Source organism: Streptomyces sp. NPDC003635 (genome assembly GCF_053587635.1).
In genome coordinates, this window is sequence record NZ_JBSFOK010000008.1 from 63,508 (window position 1) to 79,716 (window position 16,209).

The following is a 16,209-nucleotide window of genomic DNA, read 5'->3' on the forward strand; positions in this document are numbered from 1 at the left end:
CGCGATCGCCGCACCCCACCGCGGACCCGCTCACCCCCCGGACGGTCGCCCGCGCCAGTCCAGGCACACGACCAAAGCGTCGTCGTCCGGCGAGGATTCGCCCCGGTGAGCGGTCAGCTCCCGCAGGATCGCACGCGGTACATCCGCGGCCGGCAGCAGGCGGGTCGATTGGATGGCCCGGGCGAGCGGGGCGTCTCCATACGCCTCCCCCTTCGGTGACGCGACGGCGTGCACACCGTCACTGACGAACACGAGCCGGTCCCCGGGCTCCGCCTGGAACTCCTGCGCCACATAGTCGGTCTCCTCGAACATGCCCAGTGGCAACTGGGCCTCGAAGTGCACCTGCTCCACGACACCCCCGCGCAATCGCAGCAGTTGCGGGGAACCCGCGTCCACGACGGTCGCCCGGCCCGTGGCCAGATCGAAGTCGAACATGAGGACGGAGAGATAGCAACGCCCCTGATAGTGGGCGTAAACGGCCTGGTCGGCAAGGGCCGCCTGGTCGGCGATCGAGATACCGGCCCGGCGCGCGTTGCGCAGGGCGTTGATGGCGAGATTCGTCAGCAGGGAAGCCTCTATCCCCTCGCCCATGCCGTTCGTCACATACAACATCAGCCGGTCCGGGCCGGCGGACCAGTCGAAGTTGTCGCCGAAGATGGCGTAGGCCGGTTCCAGCTGGGCCGCCAGGTCGTACTCGGCGCGGGAACAGGAACGGCCGGGCAGCAGCTGCCACTGCATCTCCGCGGCGAGCGTCAGCCGGTCCTTGCGCCGGGCCTGCAGATACAGGTCCGTGTCCCGTTCCGCCACGAGCACCTCGTGTCCCAGCACGTCGGCGACTTCGGCCAGCTCGGACTCCCACCGGTCGGCGACGTCGGGGCCGGGCAAGGTGACGGCCAGCACACCCAGCCGGTCACCGCGCACGCTGACCGGCAGAAACAGCCGCACCCGGCCGTCGTCGCGCCCCTCCTGGTAGGGATTCTGGGAACCGAAAGCCCTGCCGGCCGGACCGTGGTGCACCGAGACCGGCTCCAGGGTGTGCGGCAGTACCGAGACCGGCTGCAGCACGGTGAGGCTGTAGTCGGCGAGCAACAGCTCGACGTCCTCCGCGCCGTACTGATCGATCAGTACGGCGCGGAGGGCGTCGAGCAGCTCGTGCGGAGCCGCCGTGCGCAGTGCACGTTCAGCGGTCATAAATCTGTTCATGATGAGAAATACACCTGTCCTTCCCCGGGCAACCCTGACCATGCCACTCATGAGAGGGGGCCCGGACGAAACCGCCCCTGCCGGGGGGCGTCCAGGGCCGCGCGGGCGCCTTTAGTACGCTGACAGGCGCCCGAGCGCCTGCGAGAGTGTGACTGTGACTGCCTTCCGCCGCCATCCAGAGCCCGCCGAGGTCGCGCGTATGACCGCCACGGCAGCCGAGCTGCTGGAAGTCGTGTGGGGCCGGGCCTCCACCGCGCCCGCTTCGGCGTCCCAGCTGCGCGTGCTGCACATCCTCGAGCACCACGACGGGATCAACCTGCGCTCCCTCGCGGAATCCCTGGCGTCCACTCCCCCGTCCACCAGTCGGCTGTGCGACCGGCTGCACGCCGCGGGACTGATCGAGCGGGCGGTGAGCACGGAGAGCAGGCGCGAGGTACAGCTGCACCTCACCGGCCGGGGCCGCACCTTCCTGGCCGACCTGCGCGCCCGCAGGGAGACGGAAGTGAGGAAGGTGCTCGCGGACATGCCCGCCGCCAAGCGGGTCGCCCTGCTCGAGGGCCTGGAGGCCTTCTGCGCCACCGCGTCGACGCAGATACACCACGACGCCACGGATCGGGACACCCGAACCGCCTGACCATCGGCCGATGGCGTCGATGGCACCCTCGCCGACATCCCTCGTCCTTCCTCACGCACGTCCGACATGACAACTCTGTTGCCTCATGACTACTGTCGTCAAACGACAACAGTGCCCGGGGCTGGCTACCCCTGATGGCGGGTACCCAGATGCACCCGTCCTGTGCACTCCCGGTGAAAATTTCTTGGACCCGCCCCGCGCCCGACCCCGCTCGCCCTCGGCCCCCGCCCAGGTCAGCGCCGCGGCCCGGCCTGCGAACCCCTCGACTGCACCGGCGACGGCATGAGCCCCAGCGAGTGAAAGCCAGCCGACGCCTGGGTGGGTGCCGGGCACATTCGGGAAGGCGCCCGGCGCACGGGAGCGCGGGCCGGACCGCCCGCGACACGGCGGGACGCAGTACCGCCCGTTACTTAGCCGGCCGAACGTGCGGAGCGGTTGCGGTGCGGCAGCGGGGAGAGAGCCGACCCGCACGATGATCACTCGGCCCCGGTGTCAGGATTCAGCCGGTGAACGCATCGCTGACCACCTGGTACGCGTACCAGAGGAAACCGCCAAGGACAGCGCTCCCGACGAGCGCCAAGACCATGGTCATGCCGCGCATCGCGACAGACTCACGGATCACGGCCCGGGAGGGGTCGCCCGGATCGTAAGTGATCTCGATCCGCCGTTCGTGGCTGGTGGTGCTGTGAAAGTGACTCTCGCCGCTGGTGTCCGTGTAGCGGTACACCCGCATCCGGTCGGCGTTGTGGGAGAACTGCGCGATCACCGTGATGCCGATCCTGCGCAGCCGGCTCGATCGGTACAGGCTCCTGCCGGGCAGGAACGCCGTCAGCCAGCCGACGAGAAGGCCGATGTACGCGGGTACCAGCATCGCCGAGTAGCGCGCTCCCCCCGCCACGCCCACGGCCACCAGCAAAGCCCCTGCCCCGAGAAGCAGAGCGATCAGGGCCGCACTTCCAGCCGTCAGCGTTCGGTCCTGGACCCCCAAGGAGCGGATGCCGACGAGCAGGGAGCCGTCGGCGCGCGGCTCCCCCTCCTCCCGCTGCGGCAGCAGACGGTTCACCGCCTCGGCGAACGCGGTGACGGCCGCGGCGCTCCCGTCCTCGACGCAGTGGGCGTGCGGTTCGGCGCCGTGCGGCATGGTCAGTTCGATCGCGGCGCGCCGCCCGTCCACGGTGACCCGTTCGATCGCCGTGAGGGGTATCGCCACTTCCTCGCCCGCCCGCTCCAGCACGACTCCGTCATGAACGAGCCGCGCCACGACGCCACCACCACGCAGCACCAGCTGAGGGGTCGTCATCTCGACCCCCAACTGGTCTTCTTCGCAACGCAGATGTCCATCCCCGCCCCCACCCCGTCCCCAAGCGCATTCGATCAAGGCGGATCCTAGAAGGGGCGGGCCTGGAAGTGAAGGAACGCCGAACCGGCTGCCGCAACAGGAACGGTCACGTAGCAGCCCCGCGCCTGGTGGCCTCTCAGGCGGCGGCGCGGGAGGCGGCTCGCAGTGGGGCGAGCGCGGTGCTCCAGGCGATGACCTGGTCCAGCAGTGTGCCCAGCGCGGCGAGACTGTGGTCGGTCGGTCGGAAGGTGCTGTAGTTCTCGAACTCGCTCATCAGCGACAGCGTGACCGGCTGACTCACGGCGGCCATCTCCAACGCACCGCAGACCAGGCGCAATTGCTGAGCCGCGCAGGCGCCTCCGGTGACGCCGTACGAGACGAACCCGACCGCCTTGTTGTTCCATTCCGCGTAGAGGTAGTCGAGGGCGTTCTTGAGCACGCCGGACGTGGAGCGGTTGTACTCGGGAGTGACCATGACGAACCCGTCGAACGCGGCGATCCTCGCCGCCCAGTTCTGGGTGTGCGCGTGCCGATAGTCGCCGTGCATGGCTCCCATCGGCTCGTCCAGGTGGGGCAGCGGATGGTCACATAGGTCGATCAGCTCGAACTCGGCGTCGGTGCGGCGCGATGCGGTGGCCTGGACCCACTTGGCGACCTGGTCGCCGTTGCGGTTGGGCCGGGTGCTGCCGAGGATGATGCCGATCCTGATCATGTCCGAATCTCCAGTTCTGTGAGTGGTGGCGGCGTCAGCGAGCGTGCGCGGCGGGCGGGGGTACGGAGCCCGTCAGAGGGCTGTCGTCGACATAGCGGATCTCGTAGACGCGTTCGGTGAACCTCCAGCCGTCCGGAGTGCGCCGGTAACGGTCGTGGTGGATGGCGTAGTTCACTCCGGACCGGCCGTCGCGGCCGCGCCCGACCTCGGACATGTACGCACGGCCGGACGCGCTGTCGCCGTCGAGCCGGATCACGCCCGGATGGGTGTTCTGCACCAGGAAGTCGACGAGATCCGGTACTCGTCGGCCCCAGGCGCGGATCTGGTCCTGGCCGGACATCTCGGCGGGGATGTCCGGCATCCGCCACACACCGTCCGGGGTGAACAGCGACGCGATACGGTCGTAGTCACGCATCATCACCGCGTCGGTGAACTCACCGCGCAGCGCCTCGATTCCCACCAGGTCCGCGATCGCCCGGAAGTCGTCCATCGTTCCTCCCTGTCGGCCGCCACAGGGGATGCTGTGCCGGTGTCAGCAGTACGACGGCGCGGCTCTGCGGAATGTCAGGCGAGGCGCCGGACCATCGGAAATGTCAGGCGCGGCGCCGCACCTCACATTCCGGTGCGCTGTCTCGTCGGTCCGGTGAGTGGGGAACCGACCGACGCCGGGCAAGGGGAGAGCCGTGACCACGAGCGACGATCAGAGCCTGAGCGCGATCATGAGCGAGCGGCGGCATCTGATCAATCTCGCCTACCGGCTGCTGGGCTCGCTGGCCGAGGCCGAGGACGCCGTCCAGGAGACCTACGCCCGCTGGTACACCCTGTCCCGCGCGCAGCAGGACGCCATCGCCTCGCCCGGCGCCTGGCTGACGAAAGTCGCGAGCCGCGTCTGTCTGGACGTGCTCGGCTCGGCACGGGCCCGGCGGGAGCGATACGTGGGTGAGTGGATTCCCGAGCCCCTGCCCGAGCCCGGTCAATGGCCCACGGGTCCCGCCGGAAGCGCTCCGCCCGACGACCCGGCCGACCGGGTGACCCTCGACGAGTCGGTCAACATGGCCTTCCTCGTCGTGCTCGAGTCGATGACCCCGGCCGAACGCGTCGCGTTCGTCCTGCACGACGTCTTCCGCTACTCCTTCGCCGAAGTCGCCGAGATCGTCGGCCGTACGCCCGCGGCCTGCCGCCAGCTCGCCTCCTCCGCCCGCCGCCGCATCCGCGCCTCCCGGACGCCCGCCGCGCCGGCGGCCCACCAGGCCGACCTCGTCCGGGACTTCAAACAGGCGTGGCAGGCCAAGGACATCCCGGCCCTCATCGGCCTTCTCGACCCCGGCGCCAGAGTGGTCGCCGACGGGGGCGGCCTCACCCGGGCCTCGCTCCACCCCGTGGAGGGCGGCGAGCGGATCGCGCACTACCTGACCGACCTCTTCGCCAAGGCACCGGGCACTCTGACCCTCAGTGAGCGCCCGGTCAACGGCCGACCCGGTCTGATCGCTCAGCACGACGGCCGTACCGTGGCGGTGTACGCCTTCGACATCGCGGGAGACCGGATCACCCATATCTGGGCCGTCCTCAACCCCGAGAAACTCCGTCCCTGGGCGAGGGGCTGACTCACCGCGTCAGGTCCTCATCTACGGCCGTGGCCTCGGCGCCGGCGGCTCAGGCACGCGCCCTCCGCGTCCTCCGGTCCGGTTCGGCGTCACGAAAGCGAGCCGTCCGCCTGGTGTCGCCGGTCGGACCGCTCGGCGGCACCGTAATAGCCATGCCGCGCCCGGAACCTCATGGCGTCGGTGCCGTCCGCCTGGATGTGCCCGAGCAGCATCGACCGCAGCGGCTCGGGCAGTTGCCGCCCGTGAGCGGTGGTCCATGGGAGGGAGGCGAGGAGTTCGGCCGCCCCGTCGAGTTGGGCCCGGCTCAAAGGCCGCTCGGAGGACACGGCGAGGATCAGGGAAGGGTCTTCGGCGAGCAGCCGGCGCTGGACCACCGCGTCGTACCACTTCTGGCCGCCCCCGGGCTCCCTGGAAGCAATTCCGGCCCATGCCAGCAAGACGCGGACCCGCTCGATCCCGTCGGGGTAGGTGCGTCGTAGCAGTGCCGCAAGCCTGTCCTCGGACTGCCTGAGCCGACGTGACCAGCCTTCATGGTCGTGATCCGGCGGTGCGGCCACCTCCGCGGCCAGGTCGGTGAGCCCCGCGGGTGCGGCCTGAATCCACCGCATCCGGCGGCGCTCTGCCTCGGTGGCCTGCACGGCCAACTCCGCCTGCACCTCACGCGATCGGGTCAGGCCTCGTTCCGCCAGCCACTCGGTGAGTGCCGGGCCGTCGCGCAGATCGGCGTCGCAGTCACCCAGCCCGCGGAGACCGGACTGGTGGTGCAGGGTCCAGCAGGCGATGAGCCGGCCGTCCGCGTCGTGCACCCTGATCGTGGGCCAGCCGCCGCACCGGCACCGGTCGCCGTTGCCGCCATCCACGATGGACAGCAGCCGGGCCAGGTCCGCGATGTCGTCGCCGGTCACGACGGTCCGCGCCCGGTCCGCGAAGTCGGCCTCGTCGGGCGGCGCCTCGACGATGACCACGTGCCCGGCGCGGCTGAGCACGTCCCGCAGACGCGCGTTCGTCGGCGCGCCCTCACTCCTGGCCGCTGTCCCGTTGTCGATCACGGCCGAGAGGATATCGGGGCCCGCCGCGCCCACGCTCTTCGCACCGGCGACGCTGCTCAGCCGCATGGCCCCGCGTTGTCCCGTCGAGCCTTCAGCCCTGACTGGGACCACTCGAAGAGCACTCACAACGTGCGCCGCATGCACACCAGTTGCGCCCGCTCCTCCCACGAGGGGGTGACGGTGAAGCCGTGTCGTTCGTAAAGAGCGATGGCCCCGGTGCGCCACTGCCACACCGAGAGCCGGACACTGTGCGCGCCGTGCTGTGCGGCATGCGTCAGCGCGGCACCGAGCAGGGCGGATCCCACGCCCCGGCCACGGGACTCAGGGGTGGTCCAGAGTCTCTTGATCTCTGCCTGTCCATGGGACGGGGAGGTCACCACCAGGCATCCCACGGCGGCGCCGTCCAGGAGAGCCACCAGTACGACGGCGGCGACGAATGCGGTCCGGGGGTCGGTGATCTCCGCCCGATAGCGGTCCGGCAGCTCGTCCACGTCGGCCACCGGTTCGCCCTTCTCGGCCTCCGTCCGAAGATGGTAGGCGGCCAACAGCGCGGACAGCCCGTCCTCGACCGAAGGGGTCTGTCCGGGCCAGGTCACGACGGCGATCTCGTGGTGATCAGTCACGACGCCAGCATCACACGGTCATCACACGGTATGTACCGCGCACCAGCAGAACCCTCGGTCGGTGCCCGCACAGGACCGCTGTCACTGGCTGTCTTTAGGGTCAGCCTCATGACAGCAGACCTGGTCAAGGATTCATGGGACCGTATAGACGAGTGGCTGCGCGAGCACGCCCCTCGCACCTTCGCGACGCTGGGGCCGCCCGCGGGGCACGAGGAGATCGTCGCGGCGCAGGAGGAACTGGGTCTGACCTTTCCTCCGGACCTGGTCGCGTCACTGCTCCGGCACAACGGGGCAGCGGACGAGGCGGAGGCTTTCCGATTCAGTACGCACGACCGGTTGCTCGATGTGGCGGGGATCCTGGAGGGCACCTGGTTCCTGCGGCACATCGCCCAAGACCTCGACGGGGAGGAGGCCGAGTCCTACTGGCACCACGGCTACGTGAAGTTCGGCTCCTACGACGTGACCTCCGACGGCCTCACGATCGACTGCCGCCCTGAGCAGGACTCCTTCGGCGCGATCGGGCGCTTCTTCGACGAGACCGGCACCAAATTCGGTAAGGCCGACTCACTGGGCGGGTATCTGGCGGAGCTGGCTGACCAGCTCGATCGCGGCCAGGACGCTGGTGTCGTCACGTTCAACGGCCGGTTGCTCTGGGAGCGGGCGATGCCTGCCCGCCCGGACTGGGGCAGTGCCGACGATCCGCTGCCCGCACCACATGAGCAGCTGCCGGAGCTGGACCTCTCCTGCGGTCCCACCGACCTCCTCCATGTGAGCTGGCTGGACGGGCTGGAGGAGCTCGGCGCCCTGATCGCGGTCCTGCCGCGGGAACGGGTGGCTGAGGCCGCCCGGAGGCAACTGCGCAGACTGGCGCTCGAAACCGGCCTGATCAAGTACCCGGAGATCAAGTCGGTCCTGGACGCGTTGGAGCGGGGTGAGGCCCCCTCGATGCCGGACCAGAACGACCCGCTGGTCCTGCGCCTCCGCGCGGTGCTCGCGCAGGCGAACGCGCACCGGGACGACACCCGCAGGTGGGCCGCGGAGAAAATGCCACACGGGATCTGGGGCTCGCCCTACAGGTCCGTGTACGAGAGCGCGGGGATCCGCAGCCGCCTGACGGTCGACTGGCGCGCGGATCTGCACGAGGATCTGGGCAACCCGCCCCTTCCGCCGATACCTGACGATCGCTTCTGGGGGACCCTGCGCAATCCCGCCATCGACTCCAGCTGGTACGCGGCTCAGTACGCCCAGGGGCAGAGCTGACGCGTCACCGTCGAACGGGCCGTCAACCGGATCAAGCAGCGCCGAAGCCTGGTCACCCTCTGTAGCAGGCGCCGGTACGCCTGACTCGTCATCCGGCTCCGCACGTGATCACCCGGACTGCTCCTGGCCGGAGGCCGGGGCGCCGGCGATGTCGTCCGCCCGGGACACGAAGCGGGCGGTGCGGTCCGTAATCCGGTAGAGGAAGGCGCCCGCGTCCTCGCGTGCCTCGAAGAACTCGTTGTCGGCGTCGTAGCTCACCTTGCGGGTGAGGCCCTGCCAGGGGTGGCGCAGGAGTTCGGAGCGGAGCGCGGAGCGGGCGTCCTCGCCGGCCGCGGTCAGGCCGTGGACGGCGAAGCGGACCGTGTCGTACGCCTCGGCCGCCCAGGGCGCGGGGGCGGTGCGGAAGCGGGCTCGGTGGGCCGCGGTGAACGCCTTGGTACGCGGGTCGGCGACGGCGTCCGTGTAGCCCGCGCCGATCAGCCAGCCCTCCGCCTGTACGAGGAAACGGGCGCCGAGCACATGCTCGTCCGCCAGGCACGGGCCGCGATACCCCGCCTCCCGCAACGCCTGGGCGCAGGACGCGGCCCGGTCGGGATCCACGCCCACGAACAGGACCGCGTCGTCGCGTCGGTCGGCGATCCGCCGGGCCACGGCCGCGAAGCCGGTGTCCGCCGCGACCTCCTCGAGTGTGACGTCGCCGTCGAGCTTCCCGTGCAGAGTGACGCTGCGAACCGTCGAGATGGTCTCGGCCGCATCGGTCAGATCGTGGATGACGGCGGTTCGCCCGGGTTTCACCACCCGGTTCAGGTAGCGCAGGATCGCCGGTGGTCCGGCCGTCCTCGTCGAGCGCATCAGCAAGGTGGTGGTGAGGTTGATGCTGTCGAGCTCGCTCGTGTCGGCACGGGTGACGAGGTGGGCCACATCAGCCTGGACGCACGCCTGCACCGCGGCGGGGACGGTGGCGTTGGTGCCACTGCTGATCAGGACGGAGACGGCCGGATCGGCGGCGAGGGCGGCCGCCGCGGCCGCTGTGCCCTTGGCCGTGGCGCCCCCGTCGGCGGTACGCAGCACGAGGTCGAAGGCGCGTCGCGAGGCGGCGTTGTGCTCGCTCACCGCGAGCCGGGCTCCGCGTTCATGAGCGAGCCAGGCGGGGTCGCTCCGGTCGCCGAGGAGACCGATCACCCGGCGCGGCAGGGTTCCCCCGCCGGTCGTGCCGGACGAGTCGGGACGGCCCCAACGCCACCAACTGCCGCCCGCGACACCGACACCCAGCACCGCGCCCCCGACGGCCAGGACCCGGCGCCTGGACGGGTGCGGTGCCGTCATCGGCCGGTCGGTGACCGTCACGGCGTCCGCCGCCCCCGCGACGGCGGGACCGTCGAGGACGGTGCCCTGCGGCACCGGCAGCTCCAGCACCCGCGCCGCGCGGGAGGCCACCAGCGCGGGCAGCCCCTCCGGCAGCCAGGTCCGCGCGTCGAACGGGCCGAAACGGTCCCGCAGTTCACCGACCGTGGGGCGCTGCTCCGGCTCCTTGGCCAGACATCGTCGTACGACGTCGGTGAGGGGGCCGGGCAGGCCGTCCAGGGCGGGCTCCTCGTGCACGGTCCGGTACAGCACAGCGGCCGCGCCGCCCGTGCCGAAGACAGGACGGCCGGTGGCCGTGTGGGCGAGGACACACCCCAGTGAGAAGACATCGCTCGGCGGCCCCACCGTACGGCCACGCGCCTGCTCGGGCGAGAGATAGCCGGGAGACCCGACGACGGACCCGTCAGCGGTGAGCGCGGTGACGCCGACCGCGCGGGCGATGCCGAAGTCGATCAGCCGGGGGCCGTCCACGGTGAGGAGGATGTTGGCGGGCTTCACGTCCCGATGGACGAGCCCACTGCCGTGGACCGCGTTCAGTGCCTCGGCCAGCGCGGCGCCCAGGCACAGCAGATGTGGCGCGGGCCAGGGCCCGTGCCGGGCGATCGCCTCGGCGAGGGAGGGGCCCGGCACGTATGCGGTGGCCAGCCAAGGAGAGCGGGCCTCGGCGTCGGCCGCGAGGACGGGCACGGTCCAGCGGCCCGTCAGCCGGGCCGCCAGTTCCGTCTCGCGACGAAAGCGGGCGCGGAAGCCGGGATCGTCGGCGTGCTCGGACCGGATCGACTTCAGGGCGCACCAGGTGCCGTTCGGTGAGCGAGCGAGGTAGACCACACCCATCCCGCCCGCGCCCAGCCGCGCCGCCAGCCGGTACTCGCCGATCACGGACGGGTCGGACGGCAGCAGCCGGTCCATGGCACACGCTCCTTCTTCGCCTCACTGCCCTGCCGGTCCCCATCGCGCGACCCCGCGGACGTACGGGCGGCTCCCCGACATCGACCCGCGCGCCGTGTCACCGGGCCGTACCCGGCGACGGTGTATCAGCCCTGAGCTTCCTCCTCGGTTCTGAGGTCCGCGAGTGATCCCAGCTGGCGAAAGCGCCCGTCGCGCACCTCGTGCGCATAGGTGTTGCTCAGCCATTCCTGATCTTCGGCGTTGAACTGGTGGTAGTCGCCGAAGGCGTAACTCCGGCCGATGCCCTGGTATCGGGCCGCGGCCATCCGCCCGGCGAGATCGGCGCGGACCGGCCGGGCGCCGGCCCGTGCGGGCACCGTGCGCGCGAACTCGCCGAGCACCATGCGCACGGAGTCGTACGCCTCCGCGGCGTACGGTTCCGGATCGCCTCCGTAGCGGGACCGCCAGGCGGCGGTGAACTCCCGTGCCGCCTTGCTGGTGAGGGCCGCCGCGTCGACGGCGGAGTTGACCACGTACCAGCCTTCGCCGGCGGCCCCCGCGCGGCGCGGGAAGTCCGTGCCGTAGAGCAGGTGTTGCATCCATCGTGGGCCGCCGAATCCGGCCGCGGCCAGCTGCTTCGCCGCGGCGACCGTCGCGTCCAGCGGGCCGAGGCAGGCGAAGGCGGTCACCCCGTCGGCGAGCAGCGCCCGCACCGCCTCCGGGCCGTCGCCGGTCTCCTCGGCCACCACCCGGGGGACGACCTGGCCGCCGAGGGTGTCCCGCCATTGGCGGACCAGGAGGCCGGCCTGATCCTGGATGGTGGTGCCGCCGGAGCGGTCCAGGACCACTCCGAGGCGTCCCAGCCGCTTGATGACCTGGGCATGCAGCGCGATCCAGCCCCCGAGCGCGGTGTGCGCCATGCCGGTCTGGAAAGTCGACTTGGGGGAGGTCAGGAAGTAGTCCTGCTGGCCGGTGGTGCTGGAGACATGGGTCAGCCCGGCCTGACCGTAGACCTTCGCCGCCGCCCGCATCGGGAGCTCGGTCAGGGGGCCGAGAACAGCGACGACGTCCCGGTCCGCGGTGAACCGGCCCGCGACGTCCTGGGCGCTGGAGGCATTGCCCTCGTCCCGCAGGACCCGCACCGTCAGGTCGTACGCGCGCCGGGGAGTCGCGTTGTGCTGGGCGACGGCGAGCCGTGCGGCGCGTTCGCTGGCTCGGCTGACGAGGGGTACGGACTGGCTGACGTGCACGCCCAGGACGTACACGGGCCGGGCCGGGCCGGGATCCTTGTCCTCGTCGTCGCGGGTTGCGAGCAGTGCGGCGGTGCCCGCTCCTCCCGCGGCGAGCAGCAGCGCACCGCCGGCCAGCAGCAGCCGACGCCGGCTCGGGCGCCGGTCGGCACCGTCCTCGGGCTCTCCAGCGTCGGCGGTCGGCGCCGTGGCGGACGCGTCCACCGAGGTCGGCTCGATGTCGGGCAGTGCGAGCCCTTCAGCGGACCGGGCGGCGATCATACGGGTGACCGGGTCGGGCAGTTCGACTGTGCCGTCCGCGTCGGGCGCGGTCAGCGCGCTGCGCAGGTCCGCGGCCGTGGGCCGGTCTGCCGGGTCCTTGGCGAGGCAGCGCGACACCAGGGCACGGGAGTCCTCCGCGATGCCGTCGAGGTCCGGTTCGTCGTGGACGGTGCGGTACAGCAGGGCTTCCGGCGCGCCGCTGCCGAAGGGCGGGCGGCCGGTCATGGCGTAGGCCAGCACGCAGCCGAGGGAGAAGACATCGCCGGCGCCGGTGGCCGGTTCGCCGCGGGCCTGTTCGGGCGAGAGGAAGCCGGGGCTCCCGACGACCATGCCGGAGGCCGTCAGCGCCGTGTCGTCCTCGGCCCGCGCCACCCCGAAGTCGATCAGCCGGGGGCCGTCCAGGGCCAGGAGCACGTTGGCGGGCTTGACGTCCCGGTGGACCAGGCCGGCCGCGTGCAGGTCCGCGAGGGCGTCGGCCAGCAGCCGGCCGAGCGAGCGGGCGGTCGAGGAGGGGAGGGGGCCGTGCTCGACCACGGCCTCGACGAGTGACGGCCCCGGCACGAACGCGGTCGCCAGCCACGGCTCCGCCGCCTCGGCGTCCGCGTCGAGCACCGGCACGACCCAGCGGTTCGTCACCCGCCGCGCCAGCTCCGCCTCGCGGGCGAACCGGGCCCGGAAGTCCGGGTCGTCGCCGCTCTCGCCGCGGATCACCTTGACGGCCGCGAGGGCGCCGTCCTCGGAACGCCCCAGGTAGACCACGCCCATGCCACCCGCGCCGAGCCGCCGCAGCAGTCGGAAGCCGGCGATACGGGACGGATCGGCGGGCCTCAGCGGCTCGCTCATCGCAGATCCTCCGCATCCTCGTCGCCGTCGGCCTTGTCCTTGCCGTCGGTGTCGTCCTGGGCCCGGTTGCCGCCGATGCCGTCGATCTCGGCGGCCGTGAGGCCGACGCCCTGCGCCACCTGCGAGGCCATCCGGCCGGCCGCCTCCTCGTCGTAGCCCGCTCCGATGCGGTCGGTCGCCGCGATCGTCACCGGACCGAGCCGGTATTTGAACCAGTCGAAGGGCAGTGCGTCCTTCGCGCCGTCCACGAGGTACTGGCCGCTCTCGACGAGGTCGTCGTCGGTGATCGCGTTGCGTCTCTCGGAGAACGGATCCGCCCGCGAGTACAGGCCCCGCACACGTTCGGTGGCGTTCAACTGCTGCGCTGGGCAGCGCATGGCCTCCTCCAAGGACGTGGCCATGTCCCGGCGCGCGGCCGTGGTGTCCCGGTGGACCGTGACGGTGAGGGAGACACGCACGGCCCCCTTGGCACCGCTCTCCGGAAGCACGAATCGGCGTGTGAGGCTGGCCAACACCGTGGCGGGCAGCGGCTGCCGCTGCCACACGCAGTTCTCGTCGAGGACGGCCCACTGGGCCGGATCACTCTCGAACGGCCGCGCCTTGCGGAATCCAGGACCGAAGTTGTCCGGCCGCGTGGCCAGGTTTCGTACGAACGCGACCGCCTCGGACCGGGTCCGCGGCGCCAACTCCTCGGCGAGGGTGTACGGCTCGTCCTCCGCCTCGGCCGTCGCCGAGGCACTGGGACGGTCCGTGCCGCTCGCGCTCTCCGTCGGAGCGGTGGTCGTCCGCTCCTCGGAATCTAACTCCGCCCCGCTGGTGCACCCGGTCAGCAGCAGCGCTCCCGCCACCGCCGCCGCTGCCGGTCTCCACTCGGTCATTCCAGCCCCCACCGTATGGATGCGGGTCCGCCACCTGACGGCCCGTGTGGGAAGCAGCTTGACGCACCCAGCCTCATCCGAACACCAACTCGACTCCTCTGCAGCGGACTTGACACATGGACACCATCCGGTCGCGAAGATGTCGTCGCTCCGCACCCGGGCCGTCGACACCGACCGGTCGCTCTGCCGAAGGAGGAGATCATTTCGGTTGCCGCCACCGGTCCCCACGGTGATCCTGGCTGCGAGCACTCAAGGAGGACGAGGTGGGACTGACGCTCTTCCCGAGCGACGACGACGTGGCTGGCCCGGACATCTCCTGGTCCTACACCGGCTTCAACATGTTCAGGCAGTGGTTGGCCCAGGCCGAGGGGTTCACGCTCGACGAGATGGGCGGGTTCGGCGGATAACCGTCAGTGGTCCAGCGTGTCCACCACCCTGGCACCCCTGCTCGATCATCCGGACGACGACGGCCCCGATCTCGCGCCCGCCCAGTGCGCGGCCATGCTGTGACCGGGAGGTGGAGCCACCGGCCGGGCTCACTGACAAATTCGGCGGCGGTTGTCCGGGCGCGGTGATAAACATCCTGCGTGGCAAAGACACTTGAGTTCCCCGTTCTGCTCCGGCTCATCGACGAAGGCTCGGCCGCGTTCCGGGCCGCGGTCTCCTCCGCGCCCAGCCTCGACCTGCCGGTGCCGACCTGCCCCGAGTGGACGCTGTTCGACTTGGTGCAGCATCTGGGCGGGGTGCACCGCCGCTGGGCCGTCAACGTCGCCGCGGGGCCTGCCGACGGCCCGGCCGCGACCGCTTCGGACGTCCCGGACGCGCCCCGGGAGCGCGAGGCCCTGCTGGCCTGGTCGGCCGAGTCGACGCAACTGCTGCTCAGCGCACTGCGCGAGACGGGGCCCGATGCCGTTTGCTGGACGTGGTGGGGTGCCTCGCAGTCGCCGCAGACCTCCGGTGCCGTCGCCCGGCACCAGGTCCAGGAGGTCACGGTGCACACGTACGACGCCCAGGCCGCCGTAGGCACTCCTCAGCCGCTGTCGGACGAAGCCGCGCTCGACGGTGTCGACGAGTTCCTGACCACCTGCTGCGCCACCACGAGTGCCTGGCCGCACAAGCCCGCCGAGCTCGACTTCCACGCCACCGAGGGCCGCTCCTGGCGCCTGTCGCTCTCCGCCGACGGCGCACGGAGCACGCTCCTGCCCGCGTTCGGCGAGGCCCCGGCCGCGGCCGACGCCTCCGCCCGGGGCACGGCCGGCGAACTCGTCCTGATGCTGTACAGCCGTATACCGTTCGACTCCCTTCAACTCCAGGGCGACCGAGGCATCTTCGACCAGCTCGCGGCCTGGGAGCCGGAGGACTAGAACCGCTTGCTCACTGGCCGAGCGATGCGGTGAGGCGTCGCAGGGCCGCGTGGGCGGGTGGGCCCCAGGTGGCCTTGCCTCCGGGGCGGCCGTGGACGCCGGCGTCTGCGATGTGGAGGCAGCCGAGGGCGCGCAGTACCGCCCAGCCCCGAGCGCGGCGCAGGGTCGCGGCGTCCGGATTCGGCCGGTAGGCCTGGTGGAAGGGGTCGATGCCGTCGTCCGGGAGCAGGATCCAGGCGGCGGCGAGGTCGCAGGCCGGGTCTCCGGCGAAGAGGTCACCGAAGTCGATCACACCGCAGAACGTGCCGTTCGCGGTCAGGACGTTGGCCGGGTGCAGGTCCCCGTGGAGCCACAGCGGCGGGCCTGCCCACTCGGGTGCGGCAGCCGCGTCTTCCCAGACCGCGCGGACGGCGTCCGCGTTGTGCACGAGCCCCCGCTCCTCGGCGGCGGCGAGCCCGCGCGCGAAGGGCTCGGCGGTGTCGGCCAGCGGACCGCCACGATCTCGCCCCGCGGGAGCCCCTTCGGGAGCGGGTCGGTGGAGCGCTGACAGGAAGGCGGCCAGGGTTACGGCCGCCTCGACGGCCTCTGTCGCGGGCGCGCGGTCGGCCGGCTCCCCCGGTACCCAGGTGGTGACGAGCCAGGGCCGCGGGAACCGTGCGGAGGGCTCACCCAGGCGCTGCGGGACGGGAATCGGCAGCGGCAGGTGTGGTGCGAGGTCGGGCAGACAGGTGTGCTCCTTGCGCAGCAACGCGTCCGCGGACCGGGTCGCCCAGGGCATCCGTACGGCGAGGTCGTCGCCGAGCCGCCACACCTGGTTGTCCCAGCCGAGCGCGCCCAGTTCGAGGGGGCGGTCCGCCAAGTCGGGGTGCTGCTCGCGCAGGAGGTCCCGGATCAGGTCCTCGGTGATGTCGATTCCGGTGACTGTCATGGGTGACG

15 protein-coding genes are annotated in these 16,209 nt (G+C 71.4%); 5 read left to right on the plus strand and 10 right to left on the minus strand.

Features of this window, described 5'->3' with window-relative positions; all coding sequences use genetic code 11:
* Window positions 1-30: 30 nt before the first annotated feature.
* Complete coding sequence (locus ACWDRW_RS10350; protein WP_451721901.1) at window positions 31-1,203, minus strand: PP2C family protein-serine/threonine phosphatase; 1,173 nt, start codon at window positions 1,201-1,203, stop codon at window positions 31-33.
* A gap of 199 nt (window positions 1,204-1,402) precedes the next feature.
* Here ACWDRW_RS10350 and ACWDRW_RS10355 point away from each other — a divergent pair, with 199 nt between their 5' ends.
* Window positions 1,403-1,837 carry a MarR family transcriptional regulator gene (locus tag ACWDRW_RS10355; protein ID WP_451721903.1) on the plus strand — a complete coding sequence of 145 codons (435 nt, stop codon included), beginning with the start codon at window positions 1,403-1,405 and terminating at the stop codon, window positions 1,835-1,837.
* 499 nt (window positions 1,838-2,336) lie between these two features.
* On the opposite strand, the gene ACWDRW_RS10360 is transcribed toward ACWDRW_RS10355, so the two are convergent.
* The 3 genes from ACWDRW_RS10360 to ACWDRW_RS10370 form a co-directional block, all read right to left on the minus strand.
* Complete coding sequence (locus ACWDRW_RS10360; protein WP_451721904.1) at window positions 2,337-3,137, minus strand: hypothetical protein; 801 nt, start codon at window positions 3,135-3,137, stop codon at window positions 2,337-2,339.
* Window positions 3,138-3,312: 175 nt separating this feature from the next.
* Entirely contained in the window at window positions 3,313-3,888 is a 576-nt protein-coding gene (locus ACWDRW_RS10365) for an NADPH-dependent FMN reductase (protein WP_451721905.1), read from the minus strand.
* Between the two features lie 34 nt (window positions 3,889-3,922).
* Entirely contained in the window at window positions 3,923-4,378 is a 456-nt protein-coding gene (locus ACWDRW_RS10370) for a nuclear transport factor 2 family protein (RefSeq protein ID WP_451721906.1), read from the minus strand.
* Window positions 4,379-4,607: 229 nt separating this feature from the next.
* On the opposite strand from ACWDRW_RS10370, the gene sigJ reads away from it, so the two are divergent.
* Window positions 4,608-5,492: an RNA polymerase sigma factor SigJ gene (gene sigJ, locus ACWDRW_RS10375; RefSeq protein ID WP_451722136.1), complete on the plus strand. Its 885-nt coding sequence runs from the start codon at window positions 4,608-4,610 to the stop codon at window positions 5,490-5,492.
* A gap of 89 nt (window positions 5,493-5,581) precedes the next feature.
* On the opposite strand, the gene ACWDRW_RS10380 is transcribed toward sigJ, so the two are convergent.
* Window positions 5,582-6,541 carry a hypothetical protein gene (locus ACWDRW_RS10380; protein ID WP_451721907.1) on the minus strand — a complete coding sequence of 320 codons (960 nt, stop codon included), beginning with the start codon at window positions 6,539-6,541 and terminating at the stop codon, window positions 5,582-5,584.
* Window positions 6,542-6,663: 122 nt separating this feature from the next.
* Window positions 6,664-7,164: a GNAT family N-acetyltransferase gene (locus tag ACWDRW_RS10385; RefSeq protein WP_451721908.1), complete on the minus strand. Its 501-nt coding sequence runs from the start codon at window positions 7,162-7,164 to the stop codon at window positions 6,664-6,666.
* 108 nt (window positions 7,165-7,272) lie between these two features.
* Here ACWDRW_RS10385 and ACWDRW_RS10390 point away from each other — a divergent pair, with 108 nt between their 5' ends.
* Window positions 7,273-8,424: an SMI1/KNR4 family protein gene (locus ACWDRW_RS10390; RefSeq protein ID WP_451721910.1), complete on the plus strand. Its 1,152-nt coding sequence runs from the start codon at window positions 7,273-7,275 to the stop codon at window positions 8,422-8,424.
* Window positions 8,425-8,532: 108 nt separating this feature from the next.
* Here the strand turns inward: ACWDRW_RS10390 and ACWDRW_RS10395 are convergent, their stop codons facing one another.
* From ACWDRW_RS10395 to ACWDRW_RS10405, 3 genes are all read right to left on the minus strand, one after another.
* On the minus strand, window positions 8,533-10,698 hold the full coding sequence (locus ACWDRW_RS10395) for a bifunctional serine/threonine-protein kinase/ABC transporter substrate-binding protein (RefSeq protein ID WP_451721911.1): 2,166 nt from the start codon (window positions 10,696-10,698) through the stop codon (window positions 8,533-8,535).
* A gap of 125 nt (window positions 10,699-10,823) precedes the next feature.
* Window positions 10,824-13,031: a bifunctional serine/threonine-protein kinase/ABC transporter substrate-binding protein gene (locus ACWDRW_RS10400; RefSeq protein ID WP_451721912.1), complete on the minus strand. Its 2,208-nt coding sequence runs from the start codon at window positions 13,029-13,031 to the stop codon at window positions 10,824-10,826.
* Window positions 13,028-13,909 carry a hypothetical protein gene (locus tag ACWDRW_RS10405; protein WP_451721914.1) on the minus strand — a complete coding sequence of 294 codons (882 nt, stop codon included), beginning with the start codon at window positions 13,907-13,909 and terminating at the stop codon, window positions 13,028-13,030. Before ACWDRW_RS10405 ends, ACWDRW_RS10400 begins: the two co-directional genes overlap by 4 nt.
* Window positions 13,910-14,172: 263 nt before the next feature.
* Here ACWDRW_RS10405 and ACWDRW_RS10410 point away from each other — a divergent pair, with 263 nt between their 5' ends.
* Together ACWDRW_RS10410 and ACWDRW_RS10415 are read left to right on the plus strand one after the other, a co-directional pair.
* The gene (locus ACWDRW_RS10410) at window positions 14,173-14,316 is read left to right on the plus strand and encodes a hypothetical protein (protein ID WP_451721915.1); all 144 of its coding nucleotides are present in this window, start codon (window positions 14,173-14,175) and stop codon (window positions 14,314-14,316) included.
* A 180-nt stretch (window positions 14,317-14,496) separates the two neighbouring features.
* Window positions 14,497-15,273 carry a maleylpyruvate isomerase family mycothiol-dependent enzyme gene (locus ACWDRW_RS10415; RefSeq protein ID WP_451721916.1) on the plus strand — a complete coding sequence of 259 codons (777 nt, stop codon included), beginning with the start codon at window positions 14,497-14,499 and terminating at the stop codon, window positions 15,271-15,273.
* A gap of 10 nt (window positions 15,274-15,283) precedes the next feature.
* On the opposite strand, the gene ACWDRW_RS10420 is transcribed toward ACWDRW_RS10415, so the two are convergent.
* Complete coding sequence (locus ACWDRW_RS10420; protein ID WP_451721918.1) at window positions 15,284-16,201, minus strand: aminoglycoside phosphotransferase family protein; 918 nt, start codon at window positions 16,199-16,201, stop codon at window positions 15,284-15,286.
* Between the last annotated feature and the right edge of the window lie 8 nt (window positions 16,202-16,209).

What these genes read in the sequence shown, in the direction of transcription:
- ACWDRW_RS10350 (WP_451721901.1), bottom strand. Translation starts at nt 1,203, where the DNA reads ATGAACAGATTTATGACCGCTGAACGTGCACTGCGCACGGCGGCTCCG.
- ACWDRW_RS10355 (WP_451721903.1), top strand. Translation starts at nt 1,403, where the DNA reads ATGACCGCCACGGCAGCCGAGCTGCTGGAAGTCGTGTGGGGCCGGGCC.
- ACWDRW_RS10360 (WP_451721904.1), bottom strand. Translation starts at nt 3,137, where the DNA reads ATGACGACCCCTCAGCTGGTGCTGCGTGGTGGTGGCGTCGTGGCGCGG.
- ACWDRW_RS10365 (WP_451721905.1), bottom strand. Translation starts at nt 3,888, where the DNA reads ATGATCAGGATCGGCATCATCCTCGGCAGCACCCGGCCCAACCGCAAC.
- ACWDRW_RS10370 (WP_451721906.1), bottom strand. Translation starts at nt 4,378, where the DNA reads ATGGACGACTTCCGGGCGATCGCGGACCTGGTGGGAATCGAGGCGCTG.
- sigJ (WP_451722136.1), top strand. Translation starts at nt 4,608, where the DNA reads ATGAGCGAGCGGCGGCATCTGATCAATCTCGCCTACCGGCTGCTGGGC.
- ACWDRW_RS10390 (WP_451721910.1), top strand. Translation starts at nt 7,273, where the DNA reads ATGACAGCAGACCTGGTCAAGGATTCATGGGACCGTATAGACGAGTGG.
- ACWDRW_RS10395 (WP_451721911.1), bottom strand. Translation starts at nt 10,698, where the DNA reads ATGGACCGGCTGCTGCCGTCCGACCCGTCCGTGATCGGCGAGTACCGG.
- ACWDRW_RS10400 (WP_451721912.1), bottom strand. Translation starts at nt 13,031, where the DNA reads ATGAGCGAGCCGCTGAGGCCCGCCGATCCGTCCCGTATCGCCGGCTTC.
- ACWDRW_RS10405 (WP_451721914.1), bottom strand. Translation starts at nt 13,909, where the DNA reads ATGACCGAGTGGAGACCGGCAGCGGCGGCGGTGGCGGGAGCGCTGCTG.
- ACWDRW_RS10420 (WP_451721918.1), bottom strand. Translation starts at nt 16,201, where the DNA reads ATGACAGTCACCGGAATCGACATCACCGAGGACCTGATCCGGGACCTC.